The sequence below is a fragment of the Ruegeria sp. HKCCD7628 genome (assembly GCF_057221005.1).
Map to the genome: position 1 here is coordinate 133839 of NZ_JBWVBA010000003.1, position 17630 is coordinate 151468.

The 17630-nt window shown below is 58.1% G+C and carries 19 protein-coding genes; 10 read left to right on the top strand and 9 right to left on the bottom strand.

Annotation, left to right across the window (positions count from 1 at the left end):
* Position 1 precedes the first annotated feature (1 nt).
* Positions 2-703, bottom strand: coding sequence for a glutathione S-transferase family protein (locus tag AC2TAD_RS09160; protein ID WP_480867274.1), 702 nt, complete (start codon positions 701-703; stop codon positions 2-4).
* 166 nt (positions 704-869) lie between these two features.
* On the opposite strand from AC2TAD_RS09160, the gene rpiA reads away from it, so the two are divergent.
* From rpiA to AC2TAD_RS09190, 6 genes are all read left to right on the top strand, one after another.
* Positions 870-1655, top strand: coding sequence for a ribose-5-phosphate isomerase RpiA (gene rpiA, locus AC2TAD_RS09165; RefSeq protein ID WP_480867276.1), 786 nt, complete (start codon positions 870-872; stop codon positions 1653-1655).
* A gap of 101 nt (positions 1656-1756) precedes the next feature.
* Positions 1757-3115: a glutathione-disulfide reductase gene (gene gor / locus AC2TAD_RS09170; RefSeq protein ID WP_480867278.1), complete on the top strand. Its 1359-nt coding sequence runs from the start codon at positions 1757-1759 to the stop codon at positions 3113-3115.
* Positions 3116-3187: 72 nt separating this feature from the next.
* Entirely contained in the window at positions 3188-4333 is a 1146-nt protein-coding gene (gene hflK, locus AC2TAD_RS09175; protein WP_170352776.1) for an FtsH protease activity modulator HflK, read from the top strand.
* Positions 4333-5211, top strand: a complete 879-nt coding sequence (gene hflC / locus AC2TAD_RS09180; RefSeq protein ID WP_170352777.1) for a protease modulator HflC — start codon at positions 4333-4335, stop codon at positions 5209-5211. The genes hflK and hflC overlap by 1 nt, the downstream gene beginning before the upstream one ends.
* Positions 5211-5405: a DUF2065 domain-containing protein gene (locus AC2TAD_RS09185; protein WP_480867280.1), complete on the top strand. Its 195-nt coding sequence runs from the start codon at positions 5211-5213 to the stop codon at positions 5403-5405. Before hflC ends, AC2TAD_RS09185 begins: the two co-directional genes overlap by 1 nt.
* Before the next feature lie 131 nt (positions 5406-5536).
* The gene (locus tag AC2TAD_RS09190; protein WP_480867282.1) at positions 5537-7027 is read left to right on the top strand and encodes a Do family serine endopeptidase; all 1491 of its coding nucleotides are present in this window, start codon (positions 5537-5539) and stop codon (positions 7025-7027) included.
* 230 nt (positions 7028-7257) lie between these two features.
* Here the strand turns inward: AC2TAD_RS09190 and AC2TAD_RS09195 are convergent, their stop codons facing one another.
* From AC2TAD_RS09195 to AC2TAD_RS09215, 5 genes are all read right to left on the bottom strand, one after another.
* Entirely contained in the window at positions 7258-7926 is a 669-nt protein-coding gene (locus AC2TAD_RS09195) for a Crp/Fnr family transcriptional regulator (RefSeq protein WP_480867284.1), read from the bottom strand.
* A 120-nt stretch (positions 7927-8046) separates the two neighbouring features.
* On the bottom strand, positions 8047-8667 hold the full coding sequence (locus AC2TAD_RS09200) for an inner membrane-spanning protein YciB (RefSeq protein ID WP_170750608.1): 621 nt from the start codon (positions 8665-8667) through the stop codon (positions 8047-8049).
* Positions 8668-8683: 16 nt separating this feature from the next.
* On the bottom strand, positions 8684-9586 hold the full coding sequence (locus AC2TAD_RS09205; protein WP_480867285.1) for an EamA family transporter: 903 nt from the start codon (positions 9584-9586) through the stop codon (positions 8684-8686).
* Between the two features lie 88 nt (positions 9587-9674).
* On the bottom strand, positions 9675-10856 hold the full coding sequence (gene ftsY / locus AC2TAD_RS09210) for a signal recognition particle-docking protein FtsY (RefSeq protein WP_480867286.1): 1182 nt from the start codon (positions 10854-10856) through the stop codon (positions 9675-9677).
* A 58-nt stretch (positions 10857-10914) separates the two neighbouring features.
* Entirely contained in the window at positions 10915-11553 is a 639-nt protein-coding gene (locus AC2TAD_RS09215; protein ID WP_480867288.1) for a lysoplasmalogenase family protein, read from the bottom strand.
* Positions 11554-11686: 133 nt separating this feature from the next.
* Between AC2TAD_RS09215 and AC2TAD_RS09220 the strand changes: the two genes are divergently transcribed.
* Positions 11687-12082, top strand: a complete 396-nt coding sequence (locus AC2TAD_RS09220; protein WP_170352784.1) for a hypothetical protein — start codon at positions 11687-11689, stop codon at positions 12080-12082.
* Positions 12083-12089: 7 nt separating this feature from the next.
* Here AC2TAD_RS09220 and xseA read toward each other — a convergent pair whose 3' ends face one another.
* On the bottom strand, positions 12090-13583 hold the full coding sequence (xseA, locus tag AC2TAD_RS09225; RefSeq protein WP_480867289.1) for an exodeoxyribonuclease VII large subunit: 1494 nt from the start codon (positions 13581-13583) through the stop codon (positions 12090-12092).
* 75 nt (positions 13584-13658) lie between these two features.
* On the opposite strand from xseA, the gene purD reads away from it, so the two are divergent.
* A complete protein-coding gene (gene purD / locus AC2TAD_RS09230) occupies positions 13659-14921 on the top strand; it encodes a phosphoribosylamine--glycine ligase (protein ID WP_480867291.1) in 1263 nt (420 codons plus the stop codon).
* Positions 14922-15027: 106 nt separating this feature from the next.
* On the opposite strand, the gene AC2TAD_RS09235 is transcribed toward purD, so the two are convergent.
* Positions 15028-15726, bottom strand: coding sequence for an FG-GAP repeat domain-containing protein (locus tag AC2TAD_RS09235; RefSeq protein WP_480867293.1), 699 nt, complete (start codon positions 15724-15726; stop codon positions 15028-15030).
* Positions 15727-15818: 92 nt separating this feature from the next.
* The gene (locus tag AC2TAD_RS09240; protein ID WP_170769391.1) at positions 15819-16142 is read right to left on the bottom strand and encodes a 2Fe-2S iron-sulfur cluster-binding protein; all 324 of its coding nucleotides are present in this window, start codon (positions 16140-16142) and stop codon (positions 15819-15821) included.
* 127 nt (positions 16143-16269) lie between these two features.
* On the opposite strand from AC2TAD_RS09240, the gene AC2TAD_RS09245 reads away from it, so the two are divergent.
* Both AC2TAD_RS09245 and AC2TAD_RS09250 read left to right on the top strand, forming a co-directional pair.
* The gene (locus AC2TAD_RS09245) at positions 16270-16644 is read left to right on the top strand and encodes an OB-fold nucleic acid binding domain-containing protein (protein WP_480867295.1); all 375 of its coding nucleotides are present in this window, start codon (positions 16270-16272) and stop codon (positions 16642-16644) included.
* Between the two features lie 112 nt (positions 16645-16756).
* Positions 16757-17617 (top strand): DUF2189 domain-containing protein, encoded by an 861-nt coding sequence (locus AC2TAD_RS09250; protein ID WP_480867297.1) that lies wholly within the window; start codon positions 16757-16759, stop codon positions 17615-17617.
* Positions 17618-17630: the final 13 nt, after the last annotated feature.

Genomic DNA, 17630 nt, shown 5'->3' on the forward strand with positions numbered 1-17630 from the left:
ATCAGATAGCAGAGCCTTCCGGAGGGTTAGCGTATGTGGGTGAGGTAAAGGGTGTGACCCCCAACCCCTCGGCCGCGATTGCGGCGCGCGTTGCAGGGCGGGTTTCCAAGTTCATCAGGATGTGTTGCAGGTGCGGTGTATCTGCCAGTTGGTACCAACTGTGATCCGAGCCCGTCGGATAAAGCGCCATCCATCTCATCATGCACGCAATGTAATAGGTCAAAGCAGATGGTGCGTCTGCCCGAAACCAGTCGGGCGCGCCTGCGGCCACGGATTCAAGCAGTTTCAGGTGATGGCGCAGGCGAGGGCGGATGCCGTCGCGCAGTGTTCCGGCCTGAACTGCATCAATGTACTTGTCCGCGTAGAACAGAATCCGCATGTCGGCATGCAAGGTGTTCGAAGCGAAGAATAGCCATTTCAGAAACGCGGCGCGGTCCGGATTGTCGGCGGCGGGAGCCATCTGCTGGTGTGTGTCAGTTAACCAAAGCAGAATGGCGGCGGTTTCAAAAACCGGCCCTTGGGGCGTTTCAAGAACAGGGATCAACCCGTTGGGATTAAGCGCAAGATATGCGCTGCTGGCTTGCTGATTTCGGGCGCGGTCAACCAATACGGTATCGTAGGGCAGGCGCATCTCCTCCAGCACCAGCCGGATCACCAGCGAGGCGTTGTCAGGGGCGTAGTGAAGGCGATATCGCGTGTCCATGAAACCTATCTATACCGTACATCAATTCCCGAAAGTCTCGATTGCGACGTTTCCCATAGGAAACGCGTAGTTTGGCATTGGTTCGCCGAGGAATTGGCGGATTCGGTCTCGCAGTTGGTGCAGTCCTTCCGTATAAGTTTCGGCAGCAAAACAGGGGGATGCTGCAATGACCGTAGGGATGTCACCCATCGACACGGCAAAATACGTCGCCGCGCGCCGTGCAGCGGACATGGTTCAGGACGGCATGCGGGTTGGGTTGGGCACCGGGTCGACAGCTGAATGGATGGTCCGCCGGTTGGGCGACAGGGTGCAGAAAGAGGGGTTGAAGATCAAAGGTGTTCCAACTTCGACCCGGACAGCCCAACTGGCGCGCGAAGTCGGGATCGAGGTTGTCTCGCTGGATCAGGCCGGATGGCTGGATATGACGATCGACGGTGCCGATGAGTTTGATCGGGAATTAAACCTAATAAAAGGCGGCGGTGGCGCGCATTTGCAGGAAAAGATCGTGGCGACTGCCAGCGATCAGATGGTGGTTATCGCGGATGCGGGCAAACAGGTCGAAACGCTGGGCGCTTTTCCTTTGCCCTTGGAAGTTATCCCCTTCGGCTGGCAAGCGACCCGAACTTTGGTGGAGGAGGTTTTGGACACGATGGACGTCCTTGGAACCTCGACGACCCTGCGACTCAATGGTGAAGCTCCGTTTGTTACAGATGAAGGCAACCATATCCTTGATTTGCACCTGCAACGTATCGGAAACGCCCGACAGTTGGCGTTGGTTCTGAACCAGGTGCCGGGCGTCGTCGAGAACGGGTTGTTTATTGATATCTGCGACAAGGTTGTAATCGGGCATGGAAATGGTCGAGTAGAAATCCGGGATATCAATGAAGGAACGGTCGAGACCGAGCATTCGCCAGACAACAGCGAGAACTTATTTCTGGATATAGCGGACTAAACTTGGCCCGGTGATAGATTTTTTGGGCGACCAAGGGTTGGCAGTGCGGTATTCGACCCCAGATACTCAACGAATTTTGGCCTGACAAAAAGGAACTCAGGATGAGCTTTGACTATGATCTTTTCGTCATCGGAGGCGGCTCGGGCGGGGTCCGCGCAGCGCGTGTGGCGGCGGGCGAAAACGGGGCCAAAGTGGCCTTGGCCGAAGAAGATCGCTATGGCGGCACCTGTGTCATTCGGGGCTGTGTGCCCAAAAAGCTGATGGTCTTCGCCAGCGAGTTTTCGAGCATGGTCGGCGACGCGCAGGCCTATGGTTGGGATATCCAACCCGGCGCGTTCGATTGGGATACGTTCCACGGCAAGCTGGTGACAGAACTGGACCGGCTGGAAGGTATCTACCGCAATATCCTGAAAAACAACGGCGTCGAAAGCTTTGACCAGCGCGCACATATCGTTGATGCACATACGGTTGAACTGGCCGACGGTACCCGCAAGACCGCCAAACACATCCTGATCGCCACCGGCGGTCGCCCGGTTGTGCCGGACTTCCCCGGGTCAGAGTTGGCGATCACATCGAACGAGATTTTCCACCTGCCGAAACTGCCCGAAAGCATTCTGATCGTTGGCGGCGGTTATATCGCCAGCGAATTTGCCGGGATCATGAACGGGTTGGGCGTGAAAACGACTCAGTTTTATCGCGGCGCGCAGATTCTGCGCGGCTTTGACGAAGAGGCGCGCGGTCTGATCTGTGAAGAGATGCGCCAGAACGGCATCGACGTGCGTCTGGGCACCAATGTGCTTGAGATGACGAAAGAGGGCGACAAGATCCGCGTCAAGGCCACCGACGGCACCGAGGATCAGTTCGACGTGGTCATGTACGCCACCGGTCGTGCGCCCAATGCAGATAACCTGGGGCTTGAGGCCGTAGGTGTTGAGCGTGGCCGTAAGGGTGAGATCATCGTTGATGAATACAGCCAGACCGGCGTGCCCTCGATTTATGCCATCGGGGATGTGACTGATCGTGTAAACCTGACCCCGGTTGCGATCCGCGAGGGCATGGCTTTTGTGGAAACCGTGTTCAAGGGCAATCCCACGCCCGTGGATCATGACCTCATCCCCACCGCCATTTTCACCCAGCCCGAAATGGGCACTGTGGGCCTGAGCGAGGAAGATGCCGCCGCGCAGGAGCCGATCGAGGTGTATGCTACTTCGTTCAAGCCAATGCAAAAGGCGTTTGCAGGTGGTACTCAGAGGGTTCTGATGAAGCTGATCGTGTCTCAGGCGACACGCAAGGTTCTGGGCTGTCACATTGTCGCCCCCGGCGCAGGTGAAATGATCCAGCTGGCCGGAATCGCCGTAAAAATGGGCGCGACCAAGGAAGATTTTGATCGGACGGTTGCGGTTCACCCAGTCATGGCCGAAGAGCTGGTGACAATGCGGCAACCTGTGCGCACTGCTTGATTTGCAACCGCGCGCACACAAGTTACAAGGGAACCCGTGATCACACGGTCCAACACAAGGGAATAGATACACATGGCGGGCAACAGCGGTGGCCCCTGGGGGGGCGGAGGCTCTTCTGGCGGCGGAGGAAATCGGGGTAACAACGGGAACGGGCAACGCCCGCCCGAAGGCGATGGCCCGCAGATCCCCGAGATCGACGAGCTGATGAAAAAAGGGCAAGAGCAACTGCGCGTTCTGATGGGCGGTCGTGGTGGCTCGGGCCGTGGCGGCAATGGTCAGGGCAGCGGGGGCGGCGGTCCCATCTTTACCAAAGGGACCATAGCAATTGGCGCGCTGGTCGCGGCCGGACTATGGGCGGCTGCAAGTTTTTACACAGTGAAACCAGAAGAGCAGTCGGTAGAACTTTTCCTGGGCGAGTTCTCCTCTGTCGGGAATCCTGGTCTTAACTTTGCCCCGTGGCCCTTTGTAACTGCCGAAGTCATCCCGGTTACGCGCGAACAGACCGAGGACATGGGCGGTGCACGCGGTAGCGATGATGGTCTTATGCTGACCGGCGACGAAAACGTGGTAGACATCGACTATCAGGTTGTCTGGAACATCAACGATCCGGCAAAATACCTGTTCAACCTGCGTGATCCGCGCCAAACCATCCAGGCTGTGTCGGAATCGGCGATGCGTGAGATTATTGCTCAAAGCGAGCTGGCGCCGATCCTGAACCGGGATCGTGGTATCATCGGTGAACGCCTGCAAGAGTTGATCCAGTCCACGATGGACAGCTACGATTCGGGCGTAAACATCATCCGTGTGAACTTTGACAAAGCCGACCCGCCGCAAGACGTGATCGCCGCCTTCCGTGACGTTCAGGCTGCCGCGCAAGAGCGGGATCGATTGCAGAACGTTGCTGACGCCTATGCCAACCAAGTTTTGGCGGAAGCCCGTGGTGAGGCTGCGCAGGTTCTGGAACAGGCCGAGGCGTATCGCGCTCAACAGATCAACAGCGCACAGGGTGAGGCCAGCCGTTTCAGTGCGGTTCTGGAAGAATACAGCAAGGCGCCTGAAGTGACGCGCAAGCGCCTGTATCTGGAACGGATGGAGCAGGTTTTGGGAGATGTCGACAAGATCATCCTTGATGAGAACTCGACTGGTTCGGGGCAGGGGGTTGTACCTTACCTGCCGTTGAACGAATTGCGCCGCAATTCTGGGCAGGAGAGCAACTGATGCGTAAATCACCCATTATCCTCATCATCCTTGTAATTATCGGCGTCCTTGGACTGTCTTCGATCTTTATCGTCGATGAGCGCGAACGTGCTCTGGTTCTGCGGTTTGGCCGAGTTGTCGATGTCAAGGAAACGCCGGGCCTTGCCTTTAAACTGCCGATCTTTGACGAGGTCGTGCGCTATGACGACCGCATTCTGTCGATCGACGTACAACCGCTTGAAGTCACGCCTCTGGATGATCGACGTCTGGTGGTCGATGCCTTTGCTCGGTACCGTATCGCGGACCTGAACCAGTTCCGTCAGGCTGTTGGTACCGGTGGCATCCCGGTTGCCGAGAATCGTCTGGATAGCATCCTTCGTGCCGAGACCCGTGAGGTCCTGGGTTCGGTGTCGTCCCGCGATATTCTTAGTTCGGACCGGGCCGCACTGATGCTGCGCATTCGCAACAGCGCGATTGCTGAAGCACGCGCGCTGGGTGTGACTGTTATCGACGTACGTCTGAAAGCAACAGATCTGCCGCAGGCCAACCTTCAGGCGACCTTTGACCGGATGAAAGCCGAGCGGGAGCGTGAGGCCACCGATGAGCGCGCCCGTGGTAACGAGGCGGCGCAGCGTGTGCGGGCGCAGGCCGATCGTACTGTGGTTGAACTGGTCTCGGATGCAAACCGAGAGGCCGAGATCATTCGTGGTGAAGCCGACGCCGAACGCAACGCGATCTTTGCCGAAGCCTATGGTGCGGATCCTGAGTTCTTTGAGTTCTACCGTTCCCTGTCGGCCTATGAACAGGCGCTGCAGGGGGGCAACAGCTCGTTAGTTCTGAGTCCAGACTCTGAGTTCTTTAACTATCTGAAGTCGCCTTCCGGCCAAGGCGGTCGGTAATGGGCATGATCCTTCTGGCCTTCGGGCTGGTGTTGATTGTCGAGGGGCTGGCCTATGCGCTGGCCCCTTCGCTTATTGAGCGTATGCTCGAGGCGCTGCGTGCGTTGCCCGAACAAGCACGGCGACTGGCGGGGCTGCTTTGTGTGGTCAGTGGATTGGTGCTGCTGTGGCGCGCGCATCAGGTCGGGTTTTAACACAGGGTTTTCACTTGCCGGTGATTTCTCCGCGATCCTCAGTTGCGGGCTTGGCCAAACCGACTACATTGGTTGCCAAGGAGGAACGCCTAAGGGCGATCCAGTTAGAGTTGACGACAAGGAGTTCCCAAGTGCAGGCACAAGCGCGCAGTATTTCCGTCCGGCGGGACGAGGTTGTTGGTTTCACGCGGCTGATGTGGTTGGCCTTTGTCGGGATGCTGTTGGTTCTGGCGCAGACCGTCTCCGCGCAAGCACGGGGCGAAAGCCTTGCTCCTCTGGCCGAAAAGATCAGCCCGGCGGTGGTCAACATCACAACGTCAACTCTGATCGAAGGCCAATCCGGTCCTCAGGGGATCGTACCCGAAGGGTCTCCGTTTGAGGATTTTTTCCGCGAATTTCAAGACCGCGGGAATAATGGTCAGAACGCCCCGCGCCGCAGTAATGCGCTGGGCTCGGGATTTGTGATTTCTGAAGATGGGTTCATCGTAACCAACAATCACGTCATCGCAGAAGCCGATGAAATCCTAATCGAGTTCTTCCCCGGCGATGGCCAGCCTGTAAAAGAGCTGCCCGCCAAAGTGATTGGCACCGATGAGAAAACCGATATCGCGCTTCTTAAGGTCGAGGCGTCGGGGCCGCTGCAATATGTGCAGTTCGGTGACAGCGATGTGGCCCGCGTGGGCGATTGGGTGATTGCAATGGGTAACCCGTTGGGTCAGGGATTCTCGGTCTCGGCCGGTATCGTATCTGCGCGCAACCGGGCGCTCAGCGGATCGTATGATGACTACATTCAGACGGATGCCGCAATCAACCGGGGTAACTCGGGCGGTCCGCTTTTCAACATGGAGGGCGAGGTCATCGGAGTGAACACCGCGATCCTTTCGCCCAATGGCGGCTCGATCGGGATTGGTTTTTCGATGGCGTCAAACGTCGTGATCAAGGTCGTGGACCAGCTGCGCGAGTTCGGTGAAACGCGCCGTGGTTGGCTGGGTGTGCGCATTCAGGACGTGACCGAGGATATGGCCGAGGCGATGGGTCTGGACAAACCGGGCGGGGCGCTGATCAGTGACGTGCCGGATGGTCCCGCCAAGGACGCCGGGCTGCTGGCAGGCGACGTGATCCTCAGCTTTGATGGGGTCGAGGTCGAAGATACCCGTGGTCTGGTCCGTCAGGTAGGAGAGACCACAGTTGGCAAAGCAGTTCGTGTTGTGGTGCATCGCGACGGCGGAACGCAGACCGTTCTGGTGACGTTGGGCCGCCGCGAAGACGCTGAGCGGTCTGAGAGCAATGAAGAAGATGCGCCCGAAGCGCCGGTTGAAGAAAACGCCGATATTCTGGGCCTGACCATCTCACCACTGACGGAAGAGCTGCGGTCAGATTTGGCTTTGGATGCAGAGGCCGAAGGTCTTGTGGTGACCGAAGTTGATGAAGCCTCGGAAGCCTATGCAAAAGGTTTGCGCGCTGGTGACCTGATCACTGAGGCCGGGCAGCAAAAAGTGACATCGATCGAAGATTTCGAAACGCGCATGGTGGAAGCAGGCGAAGCAGGGCGCAAATCGTTGCTTCTGCTGGTACGTCGCGGCGGAGACCCTCGCTTTGTCGCGCTGAGTCTGGAACAGTAATCAACTTGCAAAAAACAGTGGAAGGCCGGAGCAGATGCTCTGGCCTTTTGTTTTTCGCGCTTTTTTAAGACTGGCAAATAGAAAGAGCCACGCGCCGGGGAAGGCACGTGGCTCTGATACAGGGAGAGGTCAGTGGACAGATATCGGGGATGATTCTCTGACCTCCTACGGTAACAGTTATTAAGATAGTCTTAACGACTGGGCGAGTATGTGAAGCAGGTCACAGCCCGTCAGATCAAATCAGAATCTGCAAGTTCCCGCAGCGCGTCAAAGTCGTGGATCTTAAGGCCGCCGCGCGATGCCTCGACCACTTTGTCCCGCTTCCAGGTCGAGATCGTCTTTGACACTGCCTCTCGCGTTGCGCCAACGAATTCAGCCAGTTCGCTTTGCGACAGAGTGATGCGATTGGTTGCGTCGCCTTGCAGGTCAGACAGGTGCAGCAATTTACGTGCCAGACGGATCGGCATCGGCAAAAAGACCTGTTCGTTCAACTGAGAGCCCATCCAACGCATCCGCAATCCTGCCAGCCTGATCATATCAACGGCAAGGTCGGGGTGCTGACGAATCTGGTTCATGACGTCCTTGCGTCGGACTCGAAGAACGCGAGACGGCTCGGCGGCGGCAATGGTGGCGGTGCGTGGGCCGTTGTCGAACAGGCCGATCTCACCAAACACTTCTCCGGGTTTCATAAGGGTCAGAGACAGCTTGCGGCCGCTCATCGCCAGAAAGGAGACTTCAAGCGTTCCTTCGAGGATCGCATAGAGAGCGTCGCCCTCGTCCCCCTGTTCAAAAAGTACATCTCCTTGGGTCAAGGAGATCTCGGTCGCCTGAGCCGATAGCATGGTTCTAAGCCGGTCAGATGCCTCGGCCAGAAAGCCGGTGTTTGGAAAGGGCGTCATATTGGTGGTTTAACCCGAGGGATTGTGAGTGGTCCCACAACTTTTCACAGCAAACGCCTTTAGCCAAGGTTTTTGTGCACTTATTTTATATCAGAGCGACGTCCGTGACCTTCTGAACCTTCAGCCGTCCTGATTTTCATTTTGGTCGGGTTCTTCCATATACGTCTGCAACATGCTGAATTGCAGCATTAAAAACGCCATCAGCGCGATTGGAAACGCGAAGGTTTCGATTTTCACCCATAGATCAGTCGATAGGGTGCGCCACACCAGTTCATTCGCCACAGCAAGAACTGCGAAGCACCCGCACAGACGGCGGGTCAGTATCATCCACCCTTCGTGCCGCATCGGCAGCATCTCGTCCAGCACATAGGCCAAATAGGATTTGCCCTGCAGCAGGCCTATGCCAAGGATCGCGGAGAAGAACCCATAGACCAGCGTGGTTTTCATTTTGAAAAACCGCTCGTCGTTGAACCAGGCCGTCAAGCCACCGAAGAAGATCACCATGAACGCGGTGAATATCTGCATTCGGCTGAGTTTCCCGGTCAGTACCCAAAGAACAGCCATTGCCCCTAACATAAGCGGGACAAAGATAATGGTGGCCACGATGAACCCCGAGTATTCGGTTCCCGCGAATTCAAAGCTGTCGTCGCGCAGACGCAGGTAGATGAAAAAAAAGGCCAACGGAGGCCCAAGCTCCAGCGCCTGTTTCAGGAAAGGGTTGATCTCTTTTTTGCCTGTCATCACGGATTCCTGCTGCTTACCCGCCCAATTCAACTATTACGGCGCCAAGTGCAATCAATGCCATCAACGCAATCCGTCTGGGGCCGACGGTTTCTTTGAGGATCAACCAACCGATCAGTGCAGCAAATACCGTTGAGGTTTCACGCAGCACAGCGGCTTCGCCGACCTTGTCCAGTCGGGTGGCCAGCATGATCGAGCCAAATGACAGCGGCGCGATGATACCTCCGGCGAGTCCGCGCAGCATCAAAGGTCCAAGAGCCGGACGATGGATCATGGCCCGCCATCTGAGAAATGCGTAGAATGGCATCGCAGCCCCGTCGATCATGAAGAACCACGCCAGAAACGTGAAAGGATCCGCCGTGGCGCGGATGCCATAGGCGTCATAGGTTGTATACAGCGCCACGAACAGCCCCGTCGCGATGGCCAATGCAAGGGCAATGCCCAACGTCTCACGATTTGTTTCGAGAAATTTGAAGTTGTAGGCGGCCAGACCGAAGATACCGGCAAGAAGGACGGCGACTCCGAACCATTGGGTTCCGGTGAAGGTTTCACCGAACAAAAGATAAGCGCCGATGACGGTGAACAGTGGGCCGGTGCCACGTACCACAGGATAAACGACCGTGTACGATCCCTTGGTATAGGCCAACGCCTGAAGCGTTTTGTACAAGATATGGATCACCCACACGACGGCAAAGATGGGCCACATGTAGGGTTCAGGCCAGGGCACGACAAAAAGCGCAAAGGGGGCAGCCATCAGGCAATAGCAGGCGTCGATAGCCCCGCGCGACATCCAGGGGTCGTGGCGTCCCTTTTGTAACGCTCCGAAGGCTGCGTGCAGAAAGGCAGCCATAAGCGCCAGCGCCAGTGCCAACTGGTGACCTGCTTCGGTGCCTTCCAGTGATATCAGCCAGTCGCTCAATACAAGTGCTCTTTCACGGGTGGTGAGGCCGGGGGGTTTTCCACCCCCGGACCCCCGAAGGATATTTTTAGCCAGATGAAGGGGCGGATCAGTTTTCCAGCCCAGTCAGGGCTGCGGCAAACTCTTCGGGATCGAAAGGCGCGAGGTCGTCGATCTGCTCACCAACTCCGATTGCGTGGATCGGAAGACCGAACTTGTCGGCCAGCGCGACCAAAACCCCGCCCTTGGCCGTTCCGTCGAGTTTCGTCATCACAAGCCCCGACACATCCGCCAGCTTGCGGAAGGTTTCAACTTGGCTGAGTGCGTTTTGCCCGGTGGTGGCGTCCAGTACCAGAAGGGTGTTATGCGGAGCGGTTTCGTCGACCTTGCGGATGACACGGACGATTTTGGCGAGTTCTTCCATCAGGTCTGTGCGGTTTTGCAAACGACCCGCCGTGTCGATCATCAGAAGATCCGCGCCTTCCTCCTGTGCTTTGGTGAGTGCGTCAAAGGCAAGAGAAGCAGGGTCCGAGCCTTCCGGAGCAGTCAGGACCGGCACTCCGGCGCGATCCCCCCAGACCTGCAGCTGTTCAACTGCGGCAGCGCGGAAGGTGTCTCCGGCGGCAATGACGACCTTTTTCCCGGCGGTTTTGAACTGGCTTGCGAGCTTGCCGATGGTTGTGGTCTTGCCGGATCCGTTAACGCCCACGACCAGCACCACCTGCGGGCGTTTTGGGTAAATAGGAAGGGGTTTCGCCACCGGCTCCATGACGCGGGCGACTTCTTGCGCCAGAAGCTGTTTGATTTCTTGCGTCGAGAGTTTGCGACCGTACCGCCCCTGGGCCATGTTCGAGGTTACGCGCAGGGCAGTGTCGACGCCCATATCCGAGGCGATCAGCAGTTCCTCGAGCTGTTCCAGCATGTCGTCATCCAGCGCACGGCGGACAACGGTCTTTGGCTCACTTCGGCCAAACAGACGCCCCAGCACGCCTTTGGAAGACGTAGCTTCGGGAGGGGGTGGCGCGGGTTGTGGATCGGCAGGCGACGGGTCGGGCGTTTCGACCGGCTGCGGCGTGGGTACAGGGGCGGGTGTTGGTTGTGGTGCGGGTACTGGTTCCGGCGTTGGTTGAGGTACTTCCGGAACAGGTTCAGGCTGCGGTTCGGGCTCTGGTATGATCGGGTCCGGGGTTGTTGTTTCCTCGCCGCCATCCTCGACGATTGCGTCCAGCCCCTGTTCAAGGCGGGACGAGGATTTGAAAAGCTTGTTCTTTAGCTTTGAGAAAAACGCCATTTTTGGTCTCCGCAGGTGTTCCCCTCACCTAATGCGGATTCGCAGCGGTTGCAAAGGGTCAGGCAAACGCCAGCAGTAACCCCACCTGCGCCCCCCAGTACAATATCCAAATCGGATAGGGTGTAACTTTCCGAGATGGGTGGTTAGGGGGCAAAAGGAATTTCTCGGTGGCCAGGATCAGGTCTGAGGCGATGAAGGCAAGGGCAGCGGGCAGGGCCAACCACAGCGCGTCTTTATCCGGTAGGGTCAAAACCGCGATCCCCATCCCCAAAATGATCGGAATATAGGCAAGCACCGGGCCTTTCAGGTCACCTGCGCGCGGGGTCAGCAACGTGGCGGCAATAATACCCAAAACGATCAACGACCAGAACATGGCCGGTCGTTCCCAAATCAGGCCCGGGTCGCTGGACGGATGCGTGAGAAACAACGCAATATAGGCCAGATGCCCGGCGGCAAACGCTCCGATACCGGCCATGAAGGTCTGGTCCGTTTCGCGTGACAGTAACGCATCCCCGATTGCGCAAAGGGCAAGTGCCGTCGACAAGAGCAATGGCGCACCGCTGAAAACCGCAATGACGGCCAGTGTGCCAACTGAAGCGGTCTTAAAAAACGTTCTCGCCGTGCTGACAGGTTTTGGGGCCATTGGCATGTAAGCCAGCGCACAGGCGGATGCGAAAATCAGCAGAACAGTGGTCACGCGTTGGTCTCCGGGTTGGTGATCAAACCAGAACGCCATGATCATGCGGTCAATTCAACGGGTTACGTCAGGGCAGGGTGGTCTGACGCAATGGTAATTGGCCTTGTCTTCCGGCTTCTGACAGAATGACTGCATGCTGAGACACATCGTGATTCTTTTAGCCCTTTCCGCGCAGGCGGTCGGTGCCCAGACGGCCCTGTCCGGGTCCGAGTTCGATGACTATACACGCGGTAAAACCCTGTTTTACGGGTTTCAGGGCGAGGTTTACGGTGTCGAACGGTACCTGCCGAACCGTCGGGTGATTTGGTCCTTTTTGGATGGCGACTGCAAAGAGGGCGTCTGGTATGAGCAGGAGGATCAGATCTGTTTCCTCTATGAAGACAGGCTTGATCCACAATGCTGGCGCTTTACCCGGTCTGGCGCTGGGTTGATTGCTCAATTTGAAGGAAATCCCGACCAGACCGAATTGTATGAGGCCGAGGACATCGACGAAGAGATGATATGCCTCGGGCCAGAGGTCGGAGTTTAAGTGTCACTTAGAACAATGAGCCTTGATCCGGTGCGTCTTTTTTGGGCGATTTTTTTGGTGCCGGTCGCGGCGCCTGCGGCTGTCCCGTGGTGAGCATACCATCGGCAAATTCAATCTCTAGTGCGTCGTGTTTTGCAGCCTGCTTCTTTGTGGTTATCACTTGATCGTCGGCTCGTACCACGGCGTAACCACGTTGCAACGTCGCTTTGTAGCCGAGCGTTTCGCGTAGGCGGTCCGTGGCCTCTAGATGTTGCCGCATCCGGTCCAAACGCAGAGTGTGGGCCGCGCTCATCCGTTCGCTTAACCTCGAGAGAGTTTGGCGCTGCACCTCGATCTCGCGCTGGATGGGGCGCAGTGACAGGCGCGAGGACAGGTTACGCACCGCCTCTTGTCGGCTGCTTACAAGATTGCGCAGGGTTGAGGGCCGCAGATGGGCAGAGAGCCGCACCACTTGCAACTGGCGGTTTTGCACGCCGCGCTCCAGCGCCGGGCTCAGGCGATCTGCAATCAAATCAAGTCGTTGGCGTGGAGAGTTCAACAAGCTGTCCGGGCGCGGCAGGGCGCGGGACAAGTCGCGCAGGCGTTGGCTGCGGCGTTGCACGGCATCGGTCGCGGCGCGGGACAGGCGCGCGCCTTGCTCGCCGGTCCAGGCCAGTAGCTCCATTCGAACGGGCACAGCCAGTTCGGCGGCTGCAGTGGGTGTGGGCGCGCGACGGTCCGAGACGAAGTCGATCAGCGTTGTATCAGTTTCATGCCCCACAGCCGAGATCAGCGGGATCTCCGAGGCCGCAGCCGCCCGCGCGACCGCTTCTTCGTTGAAACCCCACAGGTCTTCGATCGATCCTCCGCCGCGGGCAACGATGATAAGGTCGGGGCGCGGCAGGGCACCTCCGGGCGAGAGTTGGTTGAAACCGTTGATCGCGTTGGCAACCTCGGGCGCGCAGTTCGATCCTTGCACGGCGACAGGCCAGATCAGCACCTTGCGCGGGAACCGGTCGCGCAGGCGGTGTAGGATATCGCGGATCACCGCGCCAGATGGTGATGTCACTACGCCGATGATCTGCGGTAGATAGGGCAGGGGTTTCTTGCGTTCAGGCGCGAACAGCCCTTCGGCCTCAAGCTGTTTCTTGCGCTTTTCCAGCAGCGCCATCAGCGCGCCTTGCCCGGCGACGGCGACCTCATCGACGTTGAGGTTGTATTTCGATTGCGCGCCGAATGCGGTCAGGCGGCCGGTGACGACGACCTCAAGCCCTTCTTCGGGCACCACGGACAGGCCCGAGATCTGCCCCTTCCATGTGGTGCAGGCGAGCACGTTCTTGTCGTCCTTGATGTCGTAATACAGATGACCCGAGCGCGCCTTGAACACGCGACCGACCTCGCCGCGTACACGGATTCGGCCGAACGTGCCTTCAAGCGTGCGTTTCACCTCACCCGAGATGTCAGAAACTGTATATTCCGGGGTGTTTTGGCCGGGAATGGGGTCGTCAAGCAGGTCGGACATTTCAGCGCCTTGTGTCAAATGCCCACCCAGCTTAGAACGCGCGGAAGGCGAGGCCAAGCAGATCGGAGAGCAGTCATGAATATCCTCATTCTTGGAAGCGGTGGGCGCGAACACAGCCTGGCTTGGGCGGTGATGCAAAACCCAAAATGTGACCGTCTGATTGTGGCTCCGGGTAATGCAGGGATCGCGCAGATCGCCGAGTGCGCAGCGCTGGATATTGAAAATGGCGGCGCGGTGGTCAGCTTTGCCGAGGAAAACGCGATTGATTTCGTGATTGTCGGCCCTGAGGCCCCGCTGGCCGCTGGTGTCGCGGACCGTTTGCGCGAAGCAGGTGTGTTGGTCTTTGGCCCCTCGGCTGATGCGGCGCAGTTGGAGGCATCCAAGAGCTTTACCAAGGAAATCTGCGACGCCTCGGGTGCGCCGACGGCCGCCTATGGGCGCTTTACCGAGGCCGAGCCTGCCAAGGCCTATATCCGCGAACAGGGCGCGCCGATTGTGGTCAAGGCCGATGGTCTGGCCGCCGGCAAGGGCGTGATCGTGGCGATGGACGAGGCCACCGCGCTGGAGGCCATCGACGACATGTTCGGTGGTGCTTTTGGCAGGGCCGGGGCCGAGGTGGTGATCGAGGAATTTATGGAGGGCGAGGAAGCCTCGCTGTTCGTGTTGTGCGATGGAGAGGATATCCTGTCCGTTGGTACCGCGCAGGATCATAAGCGCGTGGGTGAGGGCGATACCGGGCTAAACACGGGCGGGATGGGGGCGTATTCTCCGGCCCCGGTCCTGAGCGCCGAGGTCGAAGTCCGCGCAATGGAGCAGATCATCAAACCCACTGTGGCCGAGATGAAAAAGCGCGGGATGCCGTTTCAGGGGGTTCTCTATGCGGGGTTGATGATCAAGGACGGGCAGCCGCGACTGGTGGAATACAATGTGCGCTTCGGCGATCCTGAATGTCAGGTGCTAATGATGCGCCTGGGCGCGCAGGCGATGGATCTGATGCATGCCGCAGCCGAGGGCCGTTTAGGCGAGGCGCAGGTGAACTGGGCCGACGATCACGCGCTGACCGTTGTGATGGCGGCCAATGGCTATCCCGGTTCTTACGAGAAGGGCAGTGTGATTGGCGGTCTGGACGCGTTGCCCGAGGACAGCAAGAACATGGTTTTTCATGCCGGGACCAAGGCGGCAGACGGGCAAGTACTTGCGTCGGGTGGTCGGGTTCTGAACGTCACTGCTCGGGGCGAGACACTGAAGGACGCGCGCGACCGGGCTTATGCGATGGTTGACGGGATTGACTGGCCCGGAGGGTTCTTCCGACGCGATATCGGTTGGCGGGCTTTGTAATCTGATTGCCGGGCTGCGCCCGACTTGATTTTTTCCGGAAGGGGACTTTGCCCCCTCGGCCTTTCGGCCTCACCCTCAAGGTATTTTTGGCCAGATGAAGGGCGGATCAGCAGTTTAATGCGTCGGTCAGGTCGCTGCGTCCTCTGAGCGGGCCAAGGTCGGTGGTTTTCCAACCATCTTGGAAATAGACGCCTTTGACGCGAGACCAGTCCGCACTGGCCACAACGAGTGCCGAGCGGGTACCGCAGCTGCGGATGCCACCTGAGATGAAGTCTTCTCCGATTTTGTGGTTTGTCAGGCCGGGAAGCGCGGCAATTTCAGTAAGAGCACCATCCTTGAATCGCCAGATGCGCAGGGTTTTGGACAGATGAGGGCGGTCGATATAGGCGATTTCGACATGGTCGTCGCCGTCCAGATCAGCTGCGCCGATTGGCGCGAGCCAGCGGAAACGGGTGCCTATATGCGGGGTGGCGGCTATCTTTTCTCCGCGCGCGTTATAGATGGCGAGTTGTGCGCCTTCGTGAACGCTGGATTCGACAACGATCACCTCATTCGTACCGTCAAGATCAACATCGGCAAGTCGTGGCTCGAGGTCTTCGAATACGCGGTCCGGGGGAAGCTTGATGGAGTGCGTTGTCCATTCGTATACTGGTTGCAAGCGGAGTGGGGCTTGCGATGAGGCGTCTTCGATCCGCATCTCCAATCCGCCATATTCGACGAAATCGCCCAGGACACCATGGGCATAGCGAGTGGTTGGATCGGTGAAATGGGCCCTTTTAACCGTGTCTGCTGCTGTAAGAGGCATTGTCCCTGCCAGCCACAAGCACGCCGTCAGCAGCGCGCCGCGAGACCTGCCTTGCCAGAGGCGAGAGGGCCGGCGCGGCGCTTTGGAGATCATCAGATCTGCTTCTCAGGCATCTGGACGACCAGACCGTCCAATGCGTCGGTGACTTTGATCTGGCAGGTCAGGCGGGACCGCTCTGGGTCGGGCTCAAACGCAAAGTCCAGCATGTCCTCTTCCATGTCGTCTTTGGCAGGCACTTTCTCGACCCAATCAGGGTGGATATAAACATGACAGGTCGAGCAGGCGCAGGCGCCGCCGCAATCGGCTTCGATGCCGGGGATGTTGTTGTCGCGGGCCCCTTCCATGACAGTCAGTCCGTTGGCGACCTCGACTGTGTGTTCGGTACCGCCATGCTCGACATAGGTGATCTTTGCCATTGCGTGCGTCTTCCTTTTTCGATGTTCAAAACCTTCCTTAGTGAAGGGATTTAGGTCTTTCCAGCCTCATTTGCGACTCAGTATGCCGTGACTGGACTTTCTGTGTATTTGTTCTATTTTTGTTCTCATGCTTGTTGCCCCTGCTCGCCCTGTAGGATCAAACCGGAACTGGCCGCGCCCACCCGCTTGCCTGCCAGCCAATCGGCTGGACGATCCACCCGATAACGCCCGTGTGACCGTGGCCGGGCTGGTGATCTTGCGGCAGAGGCCGGGAACCGCCAAGGGCGTGATCTTTCTGACGCTTGAGGACGAGACCGGCATCGTGAACGTGGTGGTCTGGCGCGCGATGTACGAGGCGTTCCGTCGCGCGGTGATCTCGGGGCGGTTGTTGCGGGTTACAGGGCGGATGCAACGGGCGCATTCCGTGACCCATGTGATCGCGGAAGAGATCGAGGATATCTCGGGGATGTTGGACGTGTTGGTGCGGGGGGAGGGAGCCTAGGCGCTGCCATCCACTCCTGCCTTGTCCAAACGCCAGCGCTGATGCACAATTTCATCATTAGATGTTGGGCGCGCCGACAGACCACCACGTCACGCTTTGGGAGGAACGTGTCATGCCATCCAAAACCGCAGACTCCACACCGCCAGAGGACCTGACGCCCCAGCAGCAGGACAGGGCCGACGTCAATAAAATCACTGTCGACGATATAACCGCCTCGTTAAAAGCTGGCTTCTCTGACTTTCTGGCGCACCCGGTCATGAGCGGCTTTTTCGGTCTGTTCTATGCGGTGTTCGGAATTCTTCTGGTTTGGGTCATGGTCTGGCTGGGTAAGATCTGGATGATCATTCCGGCCATTGTCGGCTTTCCGTTGATTGCACCATTTGCGGCCGCTGGGCTGTACGAAATGTCACGCCGGCTGCAAAACAGAGAGGGCTTCGGATGGTCTGAAATTCTGACGGTCATGGCCAATCAGCGAAAGCGTGAGATGGGCTGGATGGCCTTTGTTACCCTGTTCATATTCTGGGTGTGGGTTTACCAGATTCGGCTATGGCTGGCGATTATCCTACAGGACGCCTCTTTTTCGGACTTGGACGGGTTTCTGAACACAGTATTTTTCACTCCGCAGGGATGGACGTTTCTTGCTGTCGGCACGGCCATAGGGGCATTTCTGTCAGCGGTCCTGTTCTCGACAACTGTCGTTGCCATGCCTATGCTGCTGGATCGCGAGACCAATTTCGTCTCTGCCATGCTCACATCAATCCGGGTTGTCACCGAGAACCCAGTGGTGATGCTGAGCTGGGCTGCGATCATCTCGGTCACGATGCTGCTGTCGCTGGTTCCGGCGTTTTTGGGCCTGATTTTTACACTACCGATTCTGGGGCATACGACGTGGCATCTTTATCAGCGGGCCGTCCCGCCGGTGGCGGATAATTCGCCCGCTGTCAGTACAAGCCACGCATCATCCGCAGGTTAGCAAGGCTTTTGGC

What these genes read in the sequence shown, in the direction of transcription:
- AC2TAD_RS09245 (WP_480867295.1), top strand. Translation starts at nt 16,270, where the DNA reads ATGCTTGTTGCCCCTGCTCGCCCTGTAGGATCAAACCGGAACTGGCCG.
- AC2TAD_RS09250 (WP_480867297.1), top strand. Translation starts at nt 16,757, where the DNA reads ATGCCATCCAAAACCGCAGACTCCACACCGCCAGAGGACCTGACGCCC.
- purD (WP_480867291.1), top strand. Translation starts at nt 13,659, where the DNA reads ATGAATATCCTCATTCTTGGAAGCGGTGGGCGCGAACACAGCCTGGCT.
- AC2TAD_RS09185 (WP_480867280.1), top strand. Translation starts at nt 5,211, where the DNA reads ATGGGCATGATCCTTCTGGCCTTCGGGCTGGTGTTGATTGTCGAGGGG.
- xseA (WP_480867289.1), bottom strand. Translation starts at nt 13,583, where the DNA reads ATGTCCGACCTGCTTGACGACCCCATTCCCGGCCAAAACACCCCGGAA.
- ftsY (WP_480867286.1), bottom strand. Translation starts at nt 10,856, where the DNA reads ATGGCGTTTTTCTCAAAGCTAAAGAACAAGCTTTTCAAATCCTCGTCC.
- gor (WP_480867278.1), top strand. Translation starts at nt 1,757, where the DNA reads ATGAGCTTTGACTATGATCTTTTCGTCATCGGAGGCGGCTCGGGCGGG.
- rpiA (WP_480867276.1), top strand. Translation starts at nt 870, where the DNA reads ATGACCGTAGGGATGTCACCCATCGACACGGCAAAATACGTCGCCGCG.
- AC2TAD_RS09200 (WP_170750608.1), bottom strand. Translation starts at nt 8,667, where the DNA reads ATGACAGGCAAAAAAGAGATCAACCCTTTCCTGAAACAGGCGCTGGAG.
- AC2TAD_RS09160 (WP_480867274.1), bottom strand. Translation starts at nt 703, where the DNA reads ATGGACACGCGATATCGCCTTCACTACGCCCCTGACAACGCCTCGCTG.
- AC2TAD_RS09220 (WP_170352784.1), top strand. Translation starts at nt 11,687, where the DNA reads ATGCTGAGACACATCGTGATTCTTTTAGCCCTTTCCGCGCAGGCGGTC.
- AC2TAD_RS09195 (WP_480867284.1), bottom strand. Translation starts at nt 7,926, where the DNA reads ATGACGCCCTTTCCAAACACCGGCTTTCTGGCCGAGGCATCTGACCGG.
- AC2TAD_RS09240 (WP_170769391.1), bottom strand. Translation starts at nt 16,142, where the DNA reads ATGGCAAAGATCACCTATGTCGAGCATGGCGGTACCGAACACACAGTC.
- hflC (WP_170352777.1), top strand. Translation starts at nt 4,333, where the DNA reads ATGCGTAAATCACCCATTATCCTCATCATCCTTGTAATTATCGGCGTC.
- AC2TAD_RS09235 (WP_480867293.1), bottom strand. Translation starts at nt 15,726, where the DNA reads ATGCCTCTTACAGCAGCAGACACGGTTAAAAGGGCCCATTTCACCGAT.
- hflK (WP_170352776.1), top strand. Translation starts at nt 3,188, where the DNA reads ATGGCGGGCAACAGCGGTGGCCCCTGGGGGGGCGGAGGCTCTTCTGGC.